Origin of the sequence: Ruegeria sp. HU-ET01832 (assembly GCF_040371315.1) — a bacterium.
Lineage (GTDB): Bacteria > Pseudomonadota > Alphaproteobacteria > Rhodobacterales > Rhodobacteraceae > Ruegeria > Ruegeria lacuscaerulensis_A.
Genome location: NZ_BAABWL010000004.1, coordinates 237445 through 256684 on the forward strand (window position 1 = coordinate 237445; position 19240 = coordinate 256684).

Below are 19240 nucleotides of genomic sequence, written 5' to 3' on the forward strand. Positions count from 1 at the left end.
GAACTAGAGTTGCGGCGGGCAGGGGCTTTCGCAGCATTTACTCTATGAATTAAAATCGCCAATCAAGCACCTCAAGACCAGCTCCAATGTCATTCGCCTTGCGGTGGTGCTGTATACAGGCGTCGTGTCCTATGAAATTTACTCGTCGCTCGATGTCTGCTCTGTCCGCAAATCGGAAATTGGACCGAGTTTGGCGAACGTCCGGTCTCGGTGAAAGCAGACATCGTACAGAGTATTTTCGGTTTTCTCGGCTTGAATGTCTGCTTTGGCCGGAAGCAGCCGTTAAGGGAAACTTCCCGAAATTCCGCTTCGCGTACAGAGCCGACTTTCACCAAGACTTCCCGAATGACCGATTTTACGCAAACAGATCAGTCGAAATGTATTTCAAACCTGAGTCACAGATGACTACTGCGATAGTTTGGCCTTCGGTGATGTCTATAGCGGGTGAAAGCGCTTGGGAGTCGGAGACCTTCAGCGTCATGCTGGGAGCGGCCATTAGGTGGCTAGACGTGAACGACTGCTGTGCCGGACAAAACCGCCATTGCTTAGCGAGTGAATGGTTCCGAGCTACGACTGCCTTCGCCTAAGAATATTTGACTGAAATCACCTGTTACGAGCTCTGCTCAATGTGACGGGCGTCATTCCCAAGTATGAAGCAATGTGGAAATGGGCAAACAGCGCTTCATACCCGGGGTGTACCTTTCGAAACCACTCTAAACGTTGCCGCGCGCTCAATGCTGCAAGGCACCACTCGCGTCCGACTTTGCGGGCCAACTCCTCGCGCATTAAGTTATTACCCCATTCGCGTATGCCTTCGAAATTCACCATTAGGTCCATCAACTGCGCAGCTGGCAGTGTCGCAGCAACGGCGTCATCCAAAATCTCAATATCCACCAACGAACTTCCAACTGAAGTTCTGGCCATGTTGGGCGTTATCACCATTGGAGCGGCGTACAGGTTCAGGGTTACCTCTGTACCCTCGGCATCGGTGACTACGCTTCGCGCACGTCCTTTGAGACAATGACGCTTAGTGATTACTTTGTTCAGTGCCCTCTTGAGGCACCATTTTCCGCAAAAACAAAGATTAGGCGCGTTTTTCGCCGATTGTCGCCACGCCCAGAACCGAGAGCACTTTGGCCTCGATCTGCTCGGCATTCATCCCGGCCACCGTGTACATATCAGCAGGGCTGGCCTGATCGATGAAGATATCGGGCAGTACCATTGAACGGTATTTCAGGCCGTCATCAAACACGCCCTCATCAGCCAGCAGCTGCGCCACATGGCTTCCGAACCCGCCGATTGCGCCTTCTTCGATGGTGATCATTGCCTCGTGATTGGCGGCCAGATCCAGAATCAGGCCGTGGTCCAGTGGCTTGGCAAATCGCGCATCAGCAATGGTCGGCGCTATGCCTTTGGCGGCAAGCGCCTCGGCCGCTTTTTGAACTTCGGCCAGACGGGTACCGAAGGATAGCAGCGCGACGCGCGCGCCGGACTGGATAATGCGGCCTTTGCCGATTTCCAAAACCTCACCGCGTTCGGGCAGGTCTACGCCCACGCCCTCGCCACGCGGATACCTGAAGGCGATGGGGCCGTCGTTATGCGCGGCGGCGGTGGCGACCATGTGCATCAGCTCGGCTTCATCGGCGGCGGCCATCACCACCATGCCCGGCAGGTTGGACAGATAAGCGATGTCGAACGATCCCGCATGCGTCGCGCCATCGGCCCCCACAAGGCCCGCGCGGTCGATGGCGAACCGAACCGGCAGGCGCTGAATGGCCACGTCATGCACAACCTGATCATAACCGCGCTGCAGGAAAGTCGAATATATGGCGCAGAACGGCTTCATCCCGCCTGCGGCCAGTGCGGCAGCAAAGGTCACGCCGTGCTGTTCGGCAATCGCCACGTCGAAACAGCGTGAAGGGTAGCGTTCGGCAAACAGGTTGAGCCCGGTGCCATCCGGCATCGCAGCGGTCACAGCTACGATCTTGTCGTCGCGACCAGCCTCCTCCACCAGCGTCTTGCCAAAGACCGAGGTATAGGACGGCGCGTTCGAAGGCGCTTTGTGCTGTTTGCCGGTCACCACGTCGAATTTCGCGGTTGCATGCCCCTTGTCGCGGGCTTGCTCGGCGGGGGCATAGCCCTTGCCTTTCTTGGTCAGCACATGGATCAGGATCGGCCCGGTTGCCCGCGCCTTGACCGTGCGCAGAACCGGCAGCAACTGGTCCATGTCATGCCCGTCGATGGGGCCGATATAGGAAAAGCCCAGTTCTTCGAAAAACGTGCCGCCCATGGCCATGCCCTTAAGCATCTCTTTGGCGCGTTTCGCCCCTTCGCGGAAGGGTTCTGGCAGCAGGGACACCGCGCCTTTGGCGGCGGCTTTCAGATCGTGGAACGGGGCCTCGGTATAAATCCGCGACAGATAGCTGGACAGCGCACCAACCGGGGGCGCAATGCTCATCTCATTGTCGTTCAGGATCACGACAAGGCGTTTTTTCAGGTGGCCAGCGTTGTTCATCGCCTCAAACGCCATGCCTGCGGACATCGACCCATCGCCGATCACGGCAATCGCATCGCCCAACCCTTCGGGCGTGACACCGCCCAAATCGCGCGCGACGGAAAACCCAAGCGCGGCACTGATCGAGGTACTGGAATGGGCAGCCCCGAACGGGTCATAGGGGCTTTCGCTTCGCTTTGTGAACCCGCTCAGCCCGTCTTTCATGCGCAGGGTACGAATGCGGTCACGCCGTTCGGTCAGGATTTTGTGCGGGTAACACTGATGCCCCACATCCCAGATGATCTTGTCGCGCGGTGTGTCAAAGACGGCATGCAGCGCCGTGGTCAGTTCGACCACACCCAGCCCCGCGCCCAGATGTCCCCCGGTGACAGACACGGCCGAGATGGTCTCGGCCCGCAGCTCATCCGCGACCTGTCGCAATTGCGAGTCCGAGAACTGCTTGAGGTCCGCAGGGCGGTTCACAAGGTCCAGCAGAGTCGTATTGGGGCGGTCAGACATATGGCGCGTTCCTGGCTTAGCTGTCCCGGGCAATAACGAAGCGGGCGGCGTCCTTCAAGGTTTCAGCGGCAGGCCCATAGCCATCCAGCGCAGCACAAGCCTGATCCACCAGCTCCGCCGCGCGGGCCTTGGCGGCCTCCAACCCAAGCAGCGACACAAAGGTGGCCTTGCCCGCCTGTGCATCCTTCTGCAGGCGCTTCCCGGCCTTTTCGGCATCGCCCTCAACATCCAAAATGTCATCCGCGATCTGAAAGGCAAGCCCCAGGGCGCGGGCATAGTGGCGCAGCGGGTCCGCACCCGCCTGCGCCAATCGCGCGCCCGCACAGGCCGACCATTCGATCAAAGCCCCGGTTTTGCCCGCCTGCAGCCGCGTGATCTGATCCAGCGTCAGCGGGCTGGCCGCTGTTTCCGCCGCGATATCCAACGCCTGACCCAGAACCATCCCCTGCGCACCGCTGGCTTTGGCCAATGTTAGGGTCAAATCTGCGCGAATTGCGGCTTCGCCCACCTCGGCACGCGCGCACAGCTCAAAGGCCAGCGTCTGCAGAGCATCCCCGGTCAGAACGGCGGTGCCTTCATCCCATTTCACATGAACCGTGGGCCGCCCCCGGCGCAGATCATCATCATCCATGCAAGGCAGATCATCATGGACCAGCGAATACGCGTGCAGCGCCTCGATCGCCGTAGCTGGCCAAATCGCGCGATCGGCGTCGACCCCATGCAACCGCGCGCTTTCCAATACCAGAAATCCGCGCAGCCTTTTCCCACCCTCGGTGGCATAAGCCATCGCCCGGGTCACATCCAGATCGTCCAGCGCCCCCAAAACCGTATTGAAGTGGTCCTGGATAAACGCCGCATCCTGCGCCAATCTGTCTCGAAACATTTACTGACCTTCGACAGGCGTAGTCCCGGTCGGCTGACCATTGGCGTCCAGCGTGATCGCGGCCACTTTTTCCTCGGCCCGCTTCAACTCATCCTCGCAGCGCTTCTTCAGCGCCGCTCCGCGTTCGTACAGCGCGATGGACTGGTCCAATGCAACATCGCCACGTTCCAGCTGGCCGACCACGGTCTCCAGCTCTTTCATGGCCTGTTCGAATGTCATCTGGTCGACGGGTGTCTCGGTCATTGGGCTGCCTTCATCAATTCTTCCACATGAGCACGGGTGGCTTCGGACAGGGCTCTCAGATCATACCCGCCCTCCAGAGTCGAGACGATACGACCGCCGCATACTTCGCCCGCAATTTTGCAAAGTTCGGAGGTGATCCATGCGAAATCATCTGTGGACCAGTTCAACTCTGCCAGCGGATCGTCCTGATGCGCGTCAAACCCGGCCGAGATGATTATCAGCTCGGGCCGAAACTCTCTGAGACGCGGAAAGGCCAGCGCGCGATAAGCTGCCTGCATCACCACCCCGCTTGAGCCCGGAGGCAGGGGGATGTTCAAAACAGTATCAAATGTTCCTGTCTCGTCGGGCCGGCCTGAACCCGGCCACAGGGGCATTTGTTGGCTAGTGATGACCAGAGCACGTTTTTCGTCCCACAACAGGTCCTGCGTGCCGTTACCGTGATGGACGTCGAAATCGAAAACGGCGACCCGTTTCAATCCGTGATGGTCCAGCGCATGTTTAGCCGCCAGCGCTGCATTACCGAAAACACAAAACCCCATTGCGGTGTCCGTTTCCGCGTGGTGGCCGGGCGGCCTAACCGCACAAAACGCGTTTGGGGCCTCACCACCAAGCACCAAATCCACCGCACGAACAGCCGCGCCCGCCGCGCGGTAGGCGGCACTGACCGAGCCTGGGCACAGAAACGTATCGCCATCAACCTGACGGAACCCCTCGGTCGGAGCGGCACGGCGAATATCCTGAATATAGCTTTCGGGATGAATACGCAGCAAATCATCATCCGCTGCCAAGGGTGCAGTCTTGCGATCCAAATCCAATGGTTCCAAAGCGTGCAGAATATGCTCTAACCGCGCGACCCGTTCAGGATGGCCCTCGGGTGTTATATGTCCAAGGCAATCCGCATGAGTCAAAAGCGCAGTCTTCATCGGGATCCCATCTTCATCTGGCTACAAATATCCTCGCCGAAGGCATGAAATCGCCGCGCAGCGGCTCAATCAGTCCGGAGCCAACATGTAACCCGCGCCGCGTACAGTTTGCAAATACCGCGGCTGTTTGGGGTCTTGTTCGATTTTGCGCCGCAGTCGGGTGATCTGGACATCCACCGCGCGTTCCTGTGCCTGACCCTTGTCGCGGCCCAGATCTTCAACCAGTTTCGACCGGCTGATCGGCTCGCCAGGCTGGGCCGAGAAAATCTTCATCAACTGGCTTTCCGTTGCGGTCAGGCGAACAGGTTCTTCACCTTGCCACATCTCACCTTTTTCGACGTCGTACCGGATCGGACCCAGGGTCAGGATTTTGCTGACAGTCTCTTGTGCTGGCGTTTCGGGCATGCGCCGCAGAATGGCATTGATGCGCAGCAGCAGTTCCTTGGGCTCAAACGGCTTGGCCAGATAATCGTCAGCCCCCGCCTCAAGCCCTGCAATGCGATGCTCGGTCTCGCCGCGGGCTGTCAACAACAGGATGGGCGTCGCATGGGTTTCGCGCAGCGCCTTTGTCAGGCTGACACCATCTTCCCCTGGCATCATCACATCCAGCACGATCATGTCGAAATCCAACCCCGACAAAACCCGACGTGCATGGGCTGCATCTCGCGCCGCCGTAACCAAAAACCCGTTCCGCATCAAAAATTTCTTGAGCAAATCCCGGATACGTTCGTCATCGTCAACGATCAGCAGATGGGCGTCCATATCGCTCATGAGGTTGTATCCCGCAATTTCTTATATGCATGACGCATATCAGCATCCATCATGGCTTCAAGTACTTTACGAAACCCTGACACGGCCTCGGGGCCTGCATCTTTGTATGCGGCACGCATTCGCACGCGCTGGGCTTCTGATAGTTTCGCTTCCAGAGCTTCGCCTTCATGGGTTAGAAATAGGTGCCGTTCGCGTTTGTCCACTGTTCCAACGCGACTTTCGACCAAACCGTCCTCGATCAACGTGCGCAAAACCCGGTTCAGAGACTGTTTTGTCACCCCCAATATGGCCAGCAGGTTGTTAACCGTTGTCCCTGGCGCGCGGTTGATGAAGTGGATCGCGCGATGATGCGCGCGACCATAGGCAAGGTCCGACAGAATGCGATCAGGATCCGCCGTGAACCCGCGATAGGCAAAAAACATCGCTTCGATCCCCTGCCGCAGTTGTTCATCTGTCAGAAACAACAGGCTTTCGCCGCCGAAAACCTGGGCGGGACGGGTGTCAGACATATCATGCCTCATACGTTACTTCTGCCCGAGTTTATGTCAGCGTTATTGACATTCCAAGAGGAGACAGGTATCGAATCGCAGTTTTTGCGCAACTTTATGTCCGGTTCGGACTTAATTGGCGCAATAATCGAAAATTTCGACCCGGTTCAGGAGGTTTCGCATGGCGGGGTATGATGATCGTGATGGTGTCATCTGGTTGGATGGCAAGCTGGTTCCCTGGCGCGAAGCCAATGTCCATATCCTAACGCACGCAATGCATTACGCGTCCTCGGTCTTTGAAGGCGAGCGCGCGTACAATGGCAAGATTTTCAAAAGCCGGGAACATTCCGAGCGCCTGATCGCCTCGGCCGAGGCGCTGGATATGCCGATGCCTTACACGTTGGACGAAATCGAAACCGCTAAGGAAGAGACTCTGAAAGCCAGCGGGCTGCAGGACGCTTATGTGCGTGTTCTTGTCTGGCGCGGCTCGGGTGAGGATATGGGGGTCGCGTCGGCTAAGAACCCTGTGCGGATGGCTGTGGCAGTCTGGCCTTGGGGTGCCTATTACGGCGACGCAAAGATGCAGGGTGCCAAGCTGGATATCGCGGAATGGAAACGCCCCAGCCCCGAAACCATCCCCGTCCACGCCAAGGCGGCGGGTCTTTACATGATCTGCACCATCTCAAAGCATAAGGCCGAGGCCAAGGGCTGCTCGGACGCATTGTTCATGGATTACCGCGGTTATGTGGCCGAGGCGACCGGTGCGAACGTGTTTTTCGTTAAGGATGGTGAGGTTCACACCCCGCTGGCCGATTGCTTTCTGAACGGCATTACCCGCCAGACCGTGATTGGGATGCTGAAAGACAAGGGTCTGAATGTGATCGAACGTCACATCATGCCGGAAGAAATGGCGGATTTCGAGCAATGCTGGCTGACCGGCACCGCAGCCGAGGTCACCCCGGTCGGGCAAATCGGCGACTACACGTTCGAAGTGGGCGACATCACCCGCGAGATCGCTGCCGAGTACGAGGCGCTGGTCCGCGCCTGATCGCGCCCGGTTCACAAGGAATCACACCCCCGCTCTGGCGGGGGTTTTTCTTTGCCCAGCGTTCAAGAGATTATGCAGATCGTCCGGGCTGCTGGATGTTTTGGCAGACGGTTGTACGTTAGGTCTATGTTGGACCTTCTCAGCGATATCCTCACCCGCCTGTCTTTGCGCGGTACGTTTTATTTCCGAACTTCGTTCACGCCCCCTTTTGGCATTCAGGTACCGGCCTTTGAAAACGTAGCCCGGTTTCACTTTGTGCAGCGCGGTGAACTGAAGGTTCATGTCTCTAACACAGGTGAAACGCTGCGTCTGAAGCAGGGCGATCTGATCCTGATCCCGCATGGATCAGCCCATGCATTGCTGTGCAACGAGGTCAAACCGCTGGATGCGCTGCCGCTGGAACAGGTGCTGCAGGATGCAGGCTATCAGGGTGATGGCGTGCTGATCTACGGCGGCGAGGACAAGACTCGCGATACCCAGCTGATATGCGGGCATTTCTCTTTCACTGGGCCACCCGGGCGGCAGGGTACCGGACATATGCTGATCGACCGGCTGCCCCCTTATATCCTGATCGAGAATTACGGCGAGGAAGCTGGGGCCTGGATCGAATCCACCCTGCGGATGATTGGGTCCGAGATTGGTGGAACGCGTATTGGCGGCGATCTAATCGCGCTGAAACTGTCCGAAGTTCTGTTTGCGCAGGCCATCCGCGCCCATCTTGAACATCAAAGCCCCAGCGAATCCGCGCTGGCCGGGTTTGCTGACCCGCGTGTGTCCCGCGCGCTGACAGCGTTTCATCAGGCGCCTGCGCAGGACTGGAGTGTTGAGAGCTTAGCGCGCGAGGCTGGAATGTCCCGCACCGCATTTGCGCAACTGTTTTCCGAGAAGATGGGGACAACTCCGATGCAATATCTGACCGATTGGCGGATGCAGATCGCTTGCCACGGTCTGACTGAAAACCGGTGGAATGTGGCAGATGCGGCGGCCGAAGTAGGATATGCATCCGAGGCAGCCTTTTCCCGCGTCTTCAAGAAACAGATCGGCCTGTCGCCGGCAGCATATCGATCAATGCATTGATGTCCTGATTTCTGGACGATCTGCAAATTTTTGCGGACGATCTGGACTGAAACGTACAGGCTTTCCGACCTACCTTGGAGCCATACCAAGCAAGGAAAGGAAATATAATGTCTGTTCGTTTCGTTACGCGCAATATCCATGCCTATCTGGACTATCCCGTCGCTATCGCCCTGATGACGCTGCCTTTTCTTTTGGGGCTGGGTCAATCCAATCCGTTGGCGCTGTGGTTGTCGGTCGTCACTGGCGTTGCCGCTTTTGTGCTTACCGTTCTGACCGACCATCACCTGGGGATCTGGCGCGTCTTACCCTATAAGTTTCATCTGGCCGTGGATCTTCTGGTCGGAGTGACATTTCTGGCTGCGCCCAGCCTGTTTGGGTTTTCGGGCCTGGATGCGGTATTCTACTGGTTAAACGGCGCTGCGGTGGTCGCCGTCATCTCGCTCAGCACGCCGGAAGAGGGTGTGACAGCGTGAATGCGTTATCCACAAGTGTCACAATATCATCGTGATACTTTCAAAAATCTGAGCCGCTTGTTTTACAAACAGGCGGCTCACTGCCGCTCACCAATCGCGTGGTCCCTAAGGGCCACCAGACAGGAGAGCCCAAATGACCCGAATCTTACGCCCCAACCGCCGAGCCTTTCTGGCTGGCAGCACCGCCTTCGCCGCATCACTGTCCATGCCAGCCATCAGCCGCGCATCCTCGCGCCCGGTTTTCACCCACGGCGTTCAGTCGGGTGATGTTGACACCACCTCGGGTATGATCTGGACCCGCACGGATCGTCCCGCCCGCGTGATGATGGAAGTTTCCACTACCGAGAGCTTTGCTGATGCGCGCAAATTGACTCCGATGGATGCAATCCCCAACAGCGATCTAGCCGTCAAGCGACTGGTTGACGGGCTGCCGTCGGATCAGGACATCTTCTATCGGTTTACCGCAGCGGATTTGAACGACATTAACGCTGTATCAGAGCCTATTATAGGCCAATTTCGGACTGCACCGACCTCACGCCGGAATATCCGTTTTGCTTGGTCGGGTGATACGGCCGGTCAAGGCTGGGGGATCGACGACGACGGAATGCGCACCTACGCCACCATGGCGCAGCACAAACCTGACTTCTTCATTCACTCGGGCGACACGATTTATGCCGATGGTCCGATGCAAGTTGAGGTCGTCAAGGATGATCAACTGATCTGGAAAAACACCACCTTGATCGACGAGAAACGCAAAGTGGCTGAAACGCTGGACGAATTCCGTGGTCAGTGGAAATACAACATGATGGACGAGCATGTGCGCGCCATGAACGCCGTCTGCCCGACCTTTTTTCAGTGGGATGACCATGAGGTCGTGAACAACTGGTCGGATGCGAAAGATCTGATCTCGGACGACCGCTATACCGAGAAGTCAGTCCACGTGCTGCAATCCCGCGCCGCCCGCGCCTTCCACGAGATGACACCGCTGCGCATCACCCCGGCCGAGCCGGGGCGGGTGTATCGCAAGATTTCATATGGGCCGATGCTGGACGTGTTCTTTTTGGACCTGCGCAGCTATCGCGGGCCGAATGGTGCCTCGATGGAGGATGAGATCAACGATCAGTCCCGCATTCTGGGGGCCGAGCAACTGGCTTGGCTGAAACGCGAACTGGCCGCATCTGAGGCGACGTGGAAGGTTATCGCGTCCGACATGCCGATTGGGTTGATCGTCTGGGACAACTGGCGCGAAAAGTCCGGGGCCGAGGCGATCTCGAACGGCGATAGTGGCCCAGCCAAAGGGCGCGAGTTGGAGATTGCCGAACTGCTGCGATTTATCAAAACTGCTGGGATCACAAATACGGTTTGGTTCACGGCTGACGTTCACTATACTGCTGCGCACTACTATGACCCTAACAAAGCGCAATTTCAGGACTTTGAGCCGTTCTGGGAATTCGTCTCGGGCCCGCTGCACGCTGGAACCTTTGGTCCGAACGCGATGGATGGGACCTTTGGTCCCGAGGTCAAATTTGTCAAAGCCCCGACTGAGGATCAGGGTGCCAACCTGCCGCCCAGCGCTGGCCTTCAGTTCTTTGGATTGGTGGATATCGACGGTGCAACCGAACAGATGACTGTACGCCTGATGGACCGTGCCGATACCGAGCTTTGGTCGATCACGCTGGACCCGAAGTCTCGCGCAATTTGATAGGATCAGAGCGCCCCTGACTTATGATCGGGGGCGCTCTTTCATCCCAATGTTTAGTAGTCCACGCCGCGCTGGGCCTTGATGCCAGCTTGAAACGGGTGTTTTTCTTCGGTCATTTCCGTGACCAGATCGGCATAGTCTCGCAGGGCTTGCGGCGCGTCGCGGCCCGTCAGGAACACGCCAGTCTTGACTGCCCGTTCGTTCAGACCGTCAATCACCTGATCCTCCGTCAGATATTCATAGCGCAGGGCGATGTTGATCTCGTCCAGCACCACAAGGTCGTATTCGCCACTGGCCATCAACGCCCGCGCTTTGTCAAAGGCCGCGTTGGCGGCGGCGATGTCACGCTCGCGGTCTTGCGTGTCCCAGGTGAAGCCCTCGCCCATCGTGTGCCAGGTGACCAGATCGCGCTCTTCGAAAAAGCGGCGCTCGCCCGTTTTCCACTTGCCCTTGATGAACTGCACCACGGCCACTTTCTGACCCCAGCCAAGCGCCCGGATCACTACACCAAACGCAGCCGAGGATTTGCCTTTGCCCTTGCCTGTGTTGATCAAGACTAACCCGCGATCCGGGTCTACGGCCTCGGATACTTTCTTGCGGTGCTGGGCCTGCACCTTTTGCATCTTTTCCTTGTGATCCTGCGCGTCACTCATGAGAGGAACCTTTCATTCTGTTGCGCCCAACCTAGGTGAAGTTCGGCAAAGGTAAAGATCAGGTCTTGGGATCGGTTGCAGATTGGGCTTTATTGCGTTCCAAGCCCAGCTGACGTTCGCGTAGGATCACCACAACGTTGCCCGCAATTACCAAAGTGGCACCGATCAACATGACGAGTGTGGGCAGTTCGTCGAACCAAACGTACCCGATAACCACGGCAAACAGCATCGTTGTATAGTCATAAGGCGCCAGCATGGACGCCTGCGCGAACTTGTAAGACGTGGTCACCAAAATCTGAGCAACACCGCCTGTTATTCCTATAACTGCCATTGTCAGAGTCTGTTCAAGGGTTGGTGTCGTCCAGCCCCACAAGGCCGTACAGGACGATAAAAGGGTTGCTGTCAGTGAAAAGTAAAAGGCCACGGCGGCGGGGTGATCGACCTGCACCAATTGCCGGATGTGGATTTGTACAAACCCACGCGCCATCGTCGCAACCAAAACGCAAAGCGCCCCGATCGCCGCTGTGCTTTCCATGTTGTTGCCGCCCAGCCGGGGCCATATCATGATCAATACGCCGAGCAGCCCAAGACTGACTGCGCCGATGCGGATCAAACGAATACGTTCGCCCAACATGAAGGCCGCCAGAATCAGGGTGAAGATCGGTGTGGCATACCCAATCGCCGTAACCTCAGGCAGGGGCAGTAAAGCCAGACCGGTGAAGGTTAGTCCCATGGCTGACGTTCCCAGAACCCCTCGCCAGAAATGCCCCATGGGTTTTCTGGTGATTAGACCTTGTGCCAGTTCTCCGCGCCAAAGCAGCCAGCCAACGACGACCGGTATCGCAAAAAGTGATCGGAAGAACACGATTTCGCCGGGTGGAAAGTCATCCGACACCGCTTTGACCACTGCAGCCATCGCCGTGAACAGGAACAAAGCGCCCAGCTTTAGACCCACCGCCAAGACGGGTCGATGCGATGTTAAGGATTTTGCCATGGGCCGAACCCTGCGCCTTTAGTCGGCAAAGATCAACGGGTGGCCTCGCCGTTTGTCCATGTACTGGGTAGTTCACTGCCGATTTCTTCGGCGAAGTCTTCCAGAAACCGGATCATCCGCGCGGTACGGCGTTTTGCAATCTGCCGTCCGGATTCGGTGAGCATATCGTCGGACAAGTTCAGCAATTTCACTTTCCAATGGTCCAGTGAAAAGTGCAGTTCATCTAGCGTGCGATCAGCGGCAAAGGGATCAGCTGCATCATACAGAGTGCGCCCCAAAGCGCCCGAGACCGAGAAGTTCCGTGCAATCCCGATGGCGCCCAATGCGTCCAGCCTGTCGGCGTCGCGCAGAATGCGGGCCTCGGGCGTTTCGGGCGGAATATTTGCCGAAAAGCTATGCGCCTCAATGGCATGTTTGGTGGCGTCGATCTGGGCGCGGCTATAACCCAAACCCCCCAGAATAGGCTCTGATTCCAACGCTGATTTACGTGAGGCCAAATGGCGATCCGGATCATCTTTTGGCAGGTTTACCAGATCGTGCAGATAGCTGGCCGCCAGCAGAACAGTCATATCTGTCCGGTCATCAGAAATGGCCTGTGCGTTCACCCAGACGCGGTCCAGATGGGCCAGATCATGGGCCGGGTCTGTTTCCATGCGCTGCGCGACGACGCCGCGCAAGCGGCCGCGCAGGTCAGCCGATATGTCCACGGTTTTCTCCGATCTGGCCGCGATGTAGCAGCAGATGATCAAGGATCACACAGGCCATCATCGCCTCACCCACCGGGACGGCGCGGATGCCGACGCAGGGATCGTGGCGACCTTTGGTGATGATCTCGGTTTCCTCACCCGATTTAGTGATCGTCTTGCGCGTCGTCAGAATGGAGGAGGTCGGCTTGACCGCAAACCGCACAACGATGTCCTGTCCGGTCGAGATGCCGCCCAGAATACCGCCCGCGTGGTTGGAGCTGTATTGCGGGCCGTTCTGACCCATGAAAATCTCATCGGCGTTGGCCTCACCGGTCAGTTCTGCGGCGGCCATGCCTTCGCCGATTTCGACGCCTTTGACGGCGTTGATCGACATCATCGCTGCGGCCAGATCAGTGTCTAACTTGGCATAAACCGGCGCGCCGATCCCTGCGGGGACGCCGCGCGCGACGACTTCGACCACAGCGCCAACCGAGTTGCCGGATTTGCGCAGATCATCCAGATAGGCGGCCCAGTCGTCAGCGGCTTGGGCGTCGGGTGTCCAGAACGGGTTCTGTTCGATCTGCGACCAGTCGAAGTTGGCGCGGTCGATTTTGTGTGGGCCGATCTGGGTCATATAGCCGGTGATCTGCACATTTGGCGCGATCTGTTTGATGGCCTCGCGCGCCAATCCTCCAGCGGCAACACGAGATGCGGTTTCGCGCGCCGAGCTACGCCCGCCGCCGCGATAGTCGCGGATGCCGTATTTCTGCCAATAGGTGATATCTGCGTGACCCGGACGGAACTTGTCGATGATATCGCCGTAGTCTTTGGAGCGTTGATCGGTGTTCTCGATCATCAGTTGAACGGGCGTGCCGGTTGTCTGCCCCTCGAACACGCCGGACAGGATTTTGACCTGATCGGGCTCGCGCCGCTGGGTGGTGAATTTGTTCTGACCCGGTTTACGCTTGTCCAACCAATGCTGGATCATACCCTCGTCGATCGCAACGCCCGGAGGGCAACCATCCACCGTCGCCCCCAAGGCGGGGCCGTGGCTTTCACCCCAAGTGGTGACGCGGAAGAGGTGTCCGAAACTGTTCATCGACATGGGGCGTGCTCCTTTGAGGGTTGTGATTAGCGGGGAGAGCCTCTGGCCTCAAGCGGATTTGCGGTTGGGGCGGGGTGCGCTGCCCTGTGGGCAGCGCGTTTGAGTATTTGCGAAAAGATGAAGATCAGGCCGCCTGCGCAACTTTTTCGCGGGTTTCGGTGATTTTGAGTGCAGCCTGCGCGGCCTCGCGCCCTTTTTCCACGAAATGCGCGCGGTAGATCGCGTTGTGGTGGTCAGTTTCCTGATATTGATGGGGGGTCAGCGAGACCGACAGGACCGGAACGCCCGTGTCCATCCCGGCGCGCATCAACCCATCGACCACGGCCTGCGCCACGAAATCATGCCGGTAGATGCCACCATCCACCACAAAAGCGGCACAGGCGATGGCCGCATAGCGCCCGGTTTGCGCCAGGTCGCGGGCCAGTAGGGGCATTTCGAACGCGCCGGGGACGTCAAACACGTCGATCTGGTCGGCGGGGATAAGTTGCAGGAACCCTTCCAGCGCCTGATCAACGATATCGGAATGCCAGTTGGCTTTGACGAAAGCATAGCGGGTGTGTGTCATCATGATCTCCTACGTAAACAGACACGTCACCCAAGGCGATCACGAGCAGCCGCGCCGAGGGGCACGCTGCGCGTTCTCTTTCATCCGGACTGTAACCGTCGGCTCTGGCTTCTCACCAGATCTGCTTGTCACCTCGTGTACCGAGGCCGCTCGCGGGCTTACGGGTCATCGCCCGCATACCGCCGGTGGGGAATTTCACCCCGCCCTGAGAACGACGCGGACCTTGCCAAGATCGCTGCGAATCTGCAAGGCGTTCCGTTAGGAGATTTGATATGCACCCAAACCCGGCTTTCCGCTCTGAAGATCAGGCCCTAAGCGTCGAATTTGCCCGCGCGCGGGCCTTTGGCGTATTGGCGCTGTCCACCGAAGGCGCTCCGCTGATCAGTCATGTGCCTTTCCTGTTGAGCGAAGATGGCACGGTCGCAGAATTGCATATTGTGCGGTCGAACCCGATTTTCCGCGCGCTGACAGTCCCGCGCGCCGCGAAAATCGCCGTCGCCGGTCCGGACGGCTATGTCTCACCCAATTGGTACGGGGTTGAAGATCAGGTGCCTACTTGGAACTATGTCGCCGTTCACTTGACGGGAAAGCTGGAACTACGCCCGCATGATGAATTACGGGATCTTCTGGACCGTCAGTCGGCTTTTTATGAGCAGCGGTTGTTGCCTAAACCAGCTTGGACAACCGGCAAGATGACCCCTGATGCACTGGACCGGATGATGCGCATGATCGTGCCGTGCCGGATGCAAGTCGACGAAATTCAGGGCACATGGAAGCTGAACCAGAACAAACCCGAAGCCGTGCGCTTGGCCGCAGCGGATCAGGTGGCAGAGGGGATCGGTTCAGAGCTTTCGAGGCTGACCGCGCTGATGCGGGGTCAGCGCTAGGGTCAGTCGCTGAACGTTGCCAGGTAGGCCGCGATGTCCTCGGCCCCTTTTTTCAGCTTTACGCTCATGTTGGGACGGGCCGTTTCGTCGTCAAGATAGTCTTTAATAAAGCGAATCGGATCTTTGGAATAAGCGGCGATGCTGTCTTCGGTCCAGACCAGCCCTTCCTGGCCCGCGCGGATCATGTCGTCGGTGAACATTCCGATCGGCAGCCGTTCACTGCCATTCAGGTAGTCGGTTTCGGTACCAGCTATGCGCCCAACAACACCAAAGAGATTCGGTCCGGTGATTCCTCCTTTGACCAAGACCTCACCATCCTTGATGATCGCGTGGCAAGAGGAACACCTGTTGTAAAGCGCCTCGCCCTTGGCTGGATCTCCGGCCGCGAGGGCCTGTGTCGATAGCAACAAAGCGAAAAGCAGCGTGATCCGTGAAGTCTGTGGCATGGGAAAAGTCCTGCTAAAAGTTGTCCTGACCCGCGCCTTCTTGCATTCGTTTGCCAAGTGCAATCAAATTCCGAGCGTATGGGGTCATTTTGAAATATCTAATTTTAATTCAATAATTTATACGCTCTGAATCTAACTGAAGTTGAAGAAAATAAGGCAAGAATTGGGAATATTCTTGAAAGCTTGGCTTCTTCGGTTTCTGCTTTGCAAAACCTGACGGTTCGCGCGTGGACCTGCCCGTTATTAGCGCGAATCACCTGAGCGGAGACATGGCCCTTGTGCTCGAATCCTTTGGCTAATATCAGCTCCAACCTTGAAAAAAGTACCTGACGTAGTGACATGAATGCCCAGATGCGGCGTAGTGCGCGCCTATGACCGCTGGACGAACCGATTTCTCCCGGCTAGATAGCCGCGATGAGACGCCGCTTTGATGCGGTGCTGATGCATGTTTGCCCGGTATCCTCCGGGCGCCGGAATCGGAGAAAACCTCGTGTCCCACGCAGAAGACAACGAAGGCACCCGCAGAGATTTCCTCTACTACGTCGCTGGCGGCGCAGGTGTCGTTGCGACGGGTGCAGCCGTATGGCCCCTGATCAACCAAATGAATCCCTCGGCAGACGTTCAGGCGCTGTCCTCGATCCGTGTGGACGTGAGCGGCGTTGAGCCGGGGACGCAGCTGACTGTGAAATGGCTGGGTAAACCCGTCTTTATCCGGCACCGCACCGGTGCCGAGATCCAAGAGGCCAAAGAGCAGGACGCCGAAGGTCTGGATGCGCTGCCCGATCCGCTGGCGCGCAACTTCAACCAACCGGCTGATGCGCCCGCGACCGACGAAAACCGCGTCATGCCCTCGCCTGAGGGCGAAGCCCCCGGTGCCTGGCTGGTTCAGATGGGCGTATGTACGCACCTGGGCTGTGTGCCGCTGGGCGATGCCGGTGACTTTGGCGGCTGGTTCTGCCCCTGCCACGGTTCGCACTATGACCTTGCCGGTCGTATCCGTAAGGGCCCTGCGCCTGAAAACCTGCCTGTTCCGCCCGCTGAGTGGACGGACAACAGCACCATCAAACTCGGCTAAGGGAGACCCAAATGTCCGGAATTCCCCACGATCATTACGAGCCGAAGACAAGCGGCGAAAAGTGGCTGAACAGCCGCCTGCCCATCGTCGGCTTGCTGTACGATACACTCATGATCCCCACCCCCAAGAACCTGAACTGGATGTGGATCTGGGGTATCGTGCTGACCTTCTGTCTCGCACTGCAGATCATTACCGGTATCGTTCTGGTGATGCACTACACCCCGCATGTTGATCTGGCCTTTGCCAGCATCGAGCACATCATGCGCAACGTGAATGGCGGCTATATGTTGCGCTACCTGCACATGAATGGCGCATCGCTGTTCTTTGTTGCGGTCTACATTCACATCTTCCGTGGCCTGTTCTACGGCTCGTACAAAGCCCCGCGTGAGATTACGTGGATCATCGGGATGCTGATCTACCTGATGATGATGGGTACTGCCTTCATGGGCTATGTTCTGCCCTGGGGTCAGATGTCCTTCTGGGGTGCGACCGTGATCACCGGCCTGTTTGGCGCGATCCCCTTCGTTGGTGATGCGATCCAGACCTGGCTGCTGGGCGGACCCGCGGTGGACAACGCTACGCTGAACCGCTTCTTCTCGCTGCACTATCTTCTGCCGTTCGTGATTGCGGCGCTGGTCATCGTGCATATCTGGGCCTTCCACACCACCGGCAACAACAACCCCACGGGTGTTGAGGTTCGCCGCACGTCGAAAGCCGATGCCGAGAAAGACACGCTGCCCTTCTGGCCCTATTTTGTGATCAAGGATCTGTTTGCGCTGGCCGTGATCCTCGTCGTGTTCTGGGCGGTTGTAGGCTTCATGCCGAACTATCTGGGCCACCCCGATAACTATATCGAGGCCAACCCGCTGGTCACACCTGCACATATCGTGCCTGAATGGTACTTCCTGCCGTTCTACGCGATCCTGCGGGCCTTCACCGGTGAGGTTTGGGTTGTTCAGTTCGCAAGCTTCATCACCGGCGGCATCATCGATGCCAAGTTCTTTGGTGTGATTGCGATGTTCGGTGCGATCCTGGCGATGGCTCTGGCACCGTGGCTGGACACTTCCAGCGTGCGTTCGGGCAAATACCGTCCGATGTTCAAATGGTGGTTCTACCTGCTGATCGTCGATTTCTTTGCCTTGATGTGGCTGGGTGCGATGCCCGCCGAGGAGCCCTATGCGACCTTCTCGCTGATCGCCTCGGCTTACTGGTTCGCCTATTTCTTCGTGATCCTGCCGATCCTTGGTGTGATCGAGAAACCTCTGGCCCAGCCCGAGACCATCGAAGAAGACTTCAACGCGCATTATGGCAAGGCTGACGCCGAAGCCACGCCGGCCGAGTAAGAAGAGGGACCGGAAACATGTTCAAGAAACTTGCAATCGGTGCCGCGTTTGCTCTGGCCCTCACCCCTGCTGCGTCCTTCGCGGCAGGCGGCGGCGAGCAGCATATCGAGGACTTCAGCTTTTCATTCGAGGGGCCGTTTGGCACCTGGGACAAGAACCAGCTTCAACGCGGCCTTCAGGTCTATACCGAAGTCTGTGCGGCTTGCCACGGTCTGCAATATGTACCTCTGCGTGATCTGGAAGCGTTGGGATATTCGGAAGAAGAAGTCATCGCCTATTCGGCAGAGAATTTCGAAGTATTCGATCCGGAACTGGATGATTTCCGTCCTGCGATCCCAACCGATCACTTCCCGGCTAACACTGGCGTTGGCGCACCTGACCTGAGCCTTATGGCAAAGGCCCGCGCCGGGTTCCACGGCCCTTACGGCTTGGGGATCAACCAGTTCTTCAAAGGCATGGGTGGAGCTGAATACATCGCGTCCCTGCTGGATGGCTATACCGGTGAGGAAAAGGAAGAGGCAGGCACCGTTCTCTATGAGAACAAAGCCTTCCCTGGCGGCTGGATCTCGATGGCACCGCCGCTGTCCGAGGATCAGGTGGAATTCGCCGATGGTCACTCGGCGACGGTTGAGGCCATGTCCGAGGATATCGCTGCCTTCCTGATGTGGACGGCTGAACCGAAGATGATGGAGCGTAAGTACTCTGGCTTTGTCGGCGTGATCTTCCTGTCGGTTCTGTCGGTGCTGCTGTATCTGGTGAACAAACGCCTGTGGGCCGGTGTCAAAGGCAAGCGTCAGCACTAAGGCTTTTGCATCGCTGAAATTAAAAACCCCCGCGCCATCCGGTTGCGGGGGTTTCTTGTTTC

21 protein-coding genes and 1 riboswitch are annotated in these 19240 nt (G+C 57.7%); of the genes, 8 read left to right on the forward strand and 13 right to left on the reverse strand.

Going from position 1 to position 19240, the window contains the following annotated elements; genetic code table 11:
- Positions 1-603: 603 nt before the first annotated feature.
- The 7 genes from ABWV79_RS13915 to ABWV79_RS13945 form a co-directional block, all read right to left on the reverse strand.
- Positions 604-894 (reverse strand): Crp/Fnr family transcriptional regulator, encoded by a 291-nt coding sequence (locus ABWV79_RS13915; protein WP_353392637.1) that lies wholly within the window; start codon positions 892-894, stop codon positions 604-606.
- 190 nt (positions 895-1084) lie between these two features.
- Positions 1085-3013 (reverse strand): 1-deoxy-D-xylulose-5-phosphate synthase, encoded by a 1929-nt coding sequence (gene dxs / locus ABWV79_RS13920; protein WP_353392639.1) that lies wholly within the window; start codon positions 3011-3013, stop codon positions 1085-1087.
- Between the two features lie 16 nt (positions 3014-3029).
- Positions 3030-3896: a polyprenyl synthetase family protein gene (locus tag ABWV79_RS13925; RefSeq protein ID WP_353392640.1), complete on the reverse strand. Its 867-nt coding sequence runs from the start codon at positions 3894-3896 to the stop codon at positions 3030-3032.
- A complete protein-coding gene (locus ABWV79_RS13930) occupies positions 3897-4139 on the reverse strand; it encodes an exodeoxyribonuclease VII small subunit (RefSeq protein WP_170355709.1) in 243 nt (80 codons plus the stop codon).
- Entirely contained in the window at positions 4136-5062 is a 927-nt protein-coding gene (locus ABWV79_RS13935) for a histone deacetylase family protein (protein WP_353392641.1), read from the reverse strand. Before ABWV79_RS13935 ends, ABWV79_RS13930 begins: the two co-directional genes overlap by 4 nt.
- Before the next feature lie 69 nt (positions 5063-5131).
- Positions 5132-5833, reverse strand: coding sequence for a response regulator (locus ABWV79_RS13940; protein ID WP_170355711.1), 702 nt, complete (start codon positions 5831-5833; stop codon positions 5132-5134).
- A complete protein-coding gene (locus ABWV79_RS13945) occupies positions 5830-6342 on the reverse strand; it encodes a MarR family winged helix-turn-helix transcriptional regulator (RefSeq protein ID WP_170755434.1) in 513 nt (170 codons plus the stop codon). The genes ABWV79_RS13940 and ABWV79_RS13945 overlap by 4 nt, the downstream gene beginning before the upstream one ends.
- A gap of 160 nt (positions 6343-6502) precedes the next feature.
- Here ABWV79_RS13945 and ABWV79_RS13950 point away from each other — a divergent pair, with 160 nt between their 5' ends.
- The 4 genes from ABWV79_RS13950 (at position 6503) to ABWV79_RS13965 (ending at position 10621) form a co-directional block, all read left to right on the forward strand.
- Positions 6503-7369, forward strand: coding sequence for a branched-chain amino acid aminotransferase (locus ABWV79_RS13950; protein ID WP_170355713.1), 867 nt, complete (start codon positions 6503-6505; stop codon positions 7367-7369).
- Between the two features lie 126 nt (positions 7370-7495).
- Positions 7496-8446: an AraC family transcriptional regulator gene (locus tag ABWV79_RS13955; protein WP_353392642.1), complete on the forward strand. Its 951-nt coding sequence runs from the start codon at positions 7496-7498 to the stop codon at positions 8444-8446.
- Between the two features lie 107 nt (positions 8447-8553).
- Positions 8554-8919, forward strand: coding sequence for an SPW repeat domain-containing protein (locus ABWV79_RS13960; RefSeq protein WP_170355715.1), 366 nt, complete (start codon positions 8554-8556; stop codon positions 8917-8919).
- 133 nt (positions 8920-9052) lie between these two features.
- Positions 9053-10621 (forward strand): alkaline phosphatase D family protein, encoded by a 1569-nt coding sequence (locus tag ABWV79_RS13965; protein WP_353392643.1) that lies wholly within the window; start codon positions 9053-9055, stop codon positions 10619-10621.
- Between the two features lie 53 nt (positions 10622-10674).
- Here the strand turns inward: ABWV79_RS13965 and cobO are convergent, their stop codons facing one another.
- From cobO to ABWV79_RS13990, 5 genes are all read right to left on the reverse strand, one after another.
- Positions 10675-11274, reverse strand: a complete 600-nt coding sequence (cobO, locus tag ABWV79_RS13970; RefSeq protein ID WP_353392644.1) for a cob(I)yrinic acid a,c-diamide adenosyltransferase — start codon at positions 11272-11274, stop codon at positions 10675-10677.
- A 58-nt stretch (positions 11275-11332) separates the two neighbouring features.
- Positions 11333-12268: a DMT family transporter gene (locus ABWV79_RS13975; RefSeq protein WP_353392645.1), complete on the reverse strand. Its 936-nt coding sequence runs from the start codon at positions 12266-12268 to the stop codon at positions 11333-11335.
- Positions 12269-12300: 32 nt separating this feature from the next.
- Positions 12301-12975 (reverse strand): HD domain-containing protein, encoded by a 675-nt coding sequence (locus ABWV79_RS13980; protein ID WP_353392646.1) that lies wholly within the window; start codon positions 12973-12975, stop codon positions 12301-12303.
- Positions 12959-14059, reverse strand: a complete 1101-nt coding sequence (gene aroC / locus ABWV79_RS13985) for a chorismate synthase (protein WP_353392647.1) — start codon at positions 14057-14059, stop codon at positions 12959-12961. Before aroC ends, ABWV79_RS13980 begins: the two co-directional genes overlap by 17 nt.
- Before the next feature lie 124 nt (positions 14060-14183).
- Positions 14184-14624 carry a 6,7-dimethyl-8-ribityllumazine synthase gene (locus ABWV79_RS13990; protein WP_353392648.1) on the reverse strand — a complete coding sequence of 147 codons (441 nt, stop codon included), beginning with the start codon at positions 14622-14624 and terminating at the stop codon, positions 14184-14186.
- 68 nt (positions 14625-14692) lie between these two features.
- A riboswitch (FMN riboswitch) is annotated at positions 14693-14841 on the reverse strand.
- A gap of 55 nt (positions 14842-14896) precedes the next feature.
- Between ABWV79_RS13990 and ABWV79_RS13995 the strand changes: the two genes are divergently transcribed.
- Positions 14897-15511 carry an FMN-binding negative transcriptional regulator gene (locus tag ABWV79_RS13995; RefSeq protein WP_353392649.1) on the forward strand — a complete coding sequence of 205 codons (615 nt, stop codon included), beginning with the start codon at positions 14897-14899 and terminating at the stop codon, positions 15509-15511.
- A gap of 2 nt (positions 15512-15513) precedes the next feature.
- Here ABWV79_RS13995 and ABWV79_RS14000 read toward each other — a convergent pair whose 3' ends face one another.
- Complete coding sequence (locus tag ABWV79_RS14000) at positions 15514-15957, reverse strand: c-type cytochrome (protein ID WP_170355723.1); 444 nt, start codon at positions 15955-15957, stop codon at positions 15514-15516.
- Positions 15958-16447: 490 nt separating this feature from the next.
- Between ABWV79_RS14000 and petA the strand changes: the two genes are divergently transcribed.
- From petA to ABWV79_RS14015, 3 genes are read left to right on the forward strand one after another with little or no spacing between them, the layout of a single operon-like run.
- On the forward strand, positions 16448-17032 hold the full coding sequence (gene petA, locus ABWV79_RS14005) for a ubiquinol-cytochrome c reductase iron-sulfur subunit (protein WP_170355724.1): 585 nt from the start codon (positions 16448-16450) through the stop codon (positions 17030-17032).
- 11 nt (positions 17033-17043) lie between these two features.
- Positions 17044-18375 (forward strand): cytochrome b, encoded by a 1332-nt coding sequence (petB, locus tag ABWV79_RS14010; protein ID WP_353392651.1) that lies wholly within the window; start codon positions 17044-17046, stop codon positions 18373-18375.
- Between the two features lie 17 nt (positions 18376-18392).
- Entirely contained in the window at positions 18393-19178 is a 786-nt protein-coding gene (locus ABWV79_RS14015; RefSeq protein WP_353392653.1) for a cytochrome c1, read from the forward strand.
- Positions 19179-19240 lie beyond the last annotated feature (62 nt).

Excerpts from the sequence above, each read along its gene's own strand:
- ABWV79_RS13955 (WP_353392642.1), top strand. The coding sequence starts at position 7,496 with ATGTTGGACCTTCTCAGCGATATCCTCACCCGCCTGTCTTTGCGCGGT.
- ABWV79_RS13965 (WP_353392643.1), top strand. The coding sequence starts at position 9,053 with ATGACCCGAATCTTACGCCCCAACCGCCGAGCCTTTCTGGCTGGCAGC.
- ABWV79_RS13960 (WP_170355715.1), top strand. The coding sequence starts at position 8,554 with ATGTCTGTTCGTTTCGTTACGCGCAATATCCATGCCTATCTGGACTAT.
- aroC (WP_353392647.1), bottom strand. The coding sequence starts at position 14,059 with ATGTCGATGAACAGTTTCGGACACCTCTTCCGCGTCACCACTTGGGGT.
- ABWV79_RS13930 (WP_170355709.1), bottom strand. The coding sequence starts at position 4,139 with ATGACCGAGACACCCGTCGACCAGATGACATTCGAACAGGCCATGAAA.
- ABWV79_RS13925 (WP_353392640.1), bottom strand. The coding sequence starts at position 3,896 with ATGTTTCGAGACAGATTGGCGCAGGATGCGGCGTTTATCCAGGACCAC.
- petB (WP_353392651.1), top strand. The coding sequence starts at position 17,044 with ATGTCCGGAATTCCCCACGATCATTACGAGCCGAAGACAAGCGGCGAA.
- ABWV79_RS13935 (WP_353392641.1), bottom strand. The coding sequence starts at position 5,062 with ATGAAGACTGCGCTTTTGACTCATGCGGATTGCCTTGGACATATAACA.
- ABWV79_RS13990 (WP_353392648.1), bottom strand. The coding sequence starts at position 14,624 with ATGACACACACCCGCTATGCTTTCGTCAAAGCCAACTGGCATTCCGAT.
- ABWV79_RS13940 (WP_170355711.1), bottom strand. The coding sequence starts at position 5,833 with ATGAGCGATATGGACGCCCATCTGCTGATCGTTGACGATGACGAACGT.
- ABWV79_RS13995 (WP_353392649.1), top strand. The coding sequence starts at position 14,897 with ATGCACCCAAACCCGGCTTTCCGCTCTGAAGATCAGGCCCTAAGCGTC.
- ABWV79_RS13945 (WP_170755434.1), bottom strand. The coding sequence starts at position 6,342 with ATGTCTGACACCCGTCCCGCCCAGGTTTTCGGCGGCGAAAGCCTGTTG.
- ABWV79_RS14000 (WP_170355723.1), bottom strand. The coding sequence starts at position 15,957 with ATGCCACAGACTTCACGGATCACGCTGCTTTTCGCTTTGTTGCTATCG.
- dxs (WP_353392639.1), bottom strand. The coding sequence starts at position 3,013 with ATGTCTGACCGCCCCAATACGACTCTGCTGGACCTTGTGAACCGCCCT.
- ABWV79_RS13975 (WP_353392645.1), bottom strand. The coding sequence starts at position 12,268 with ATGGCAAAATCCTTAACATCGCATCGACCCGTCTTGGCGGTGGGTCTA.
- cobO (WP_353392644.1), bottom strand. The coding sequence starts at position 11,274 with ATGAGTGACGCGCAGGATCACAAGGAAAAGATGCAAAAGGTGCAGGCC.
- ABWV79_RS14015 (WP_353392653.1), top strand. The coding sequence starts at position 18,393 with ATGTTCAAGAAACTTGCAATCGGTGCCGCGTTTGCTCTGGCCCTCACC.
- ABWV79_RS13950 (WP_170355713.1), top strand. The coding sequence starts at position 6,503 with ATGGCGGGGTATGATGATCGTGATGGTGTCATCTGGTTGGATGGCAAG.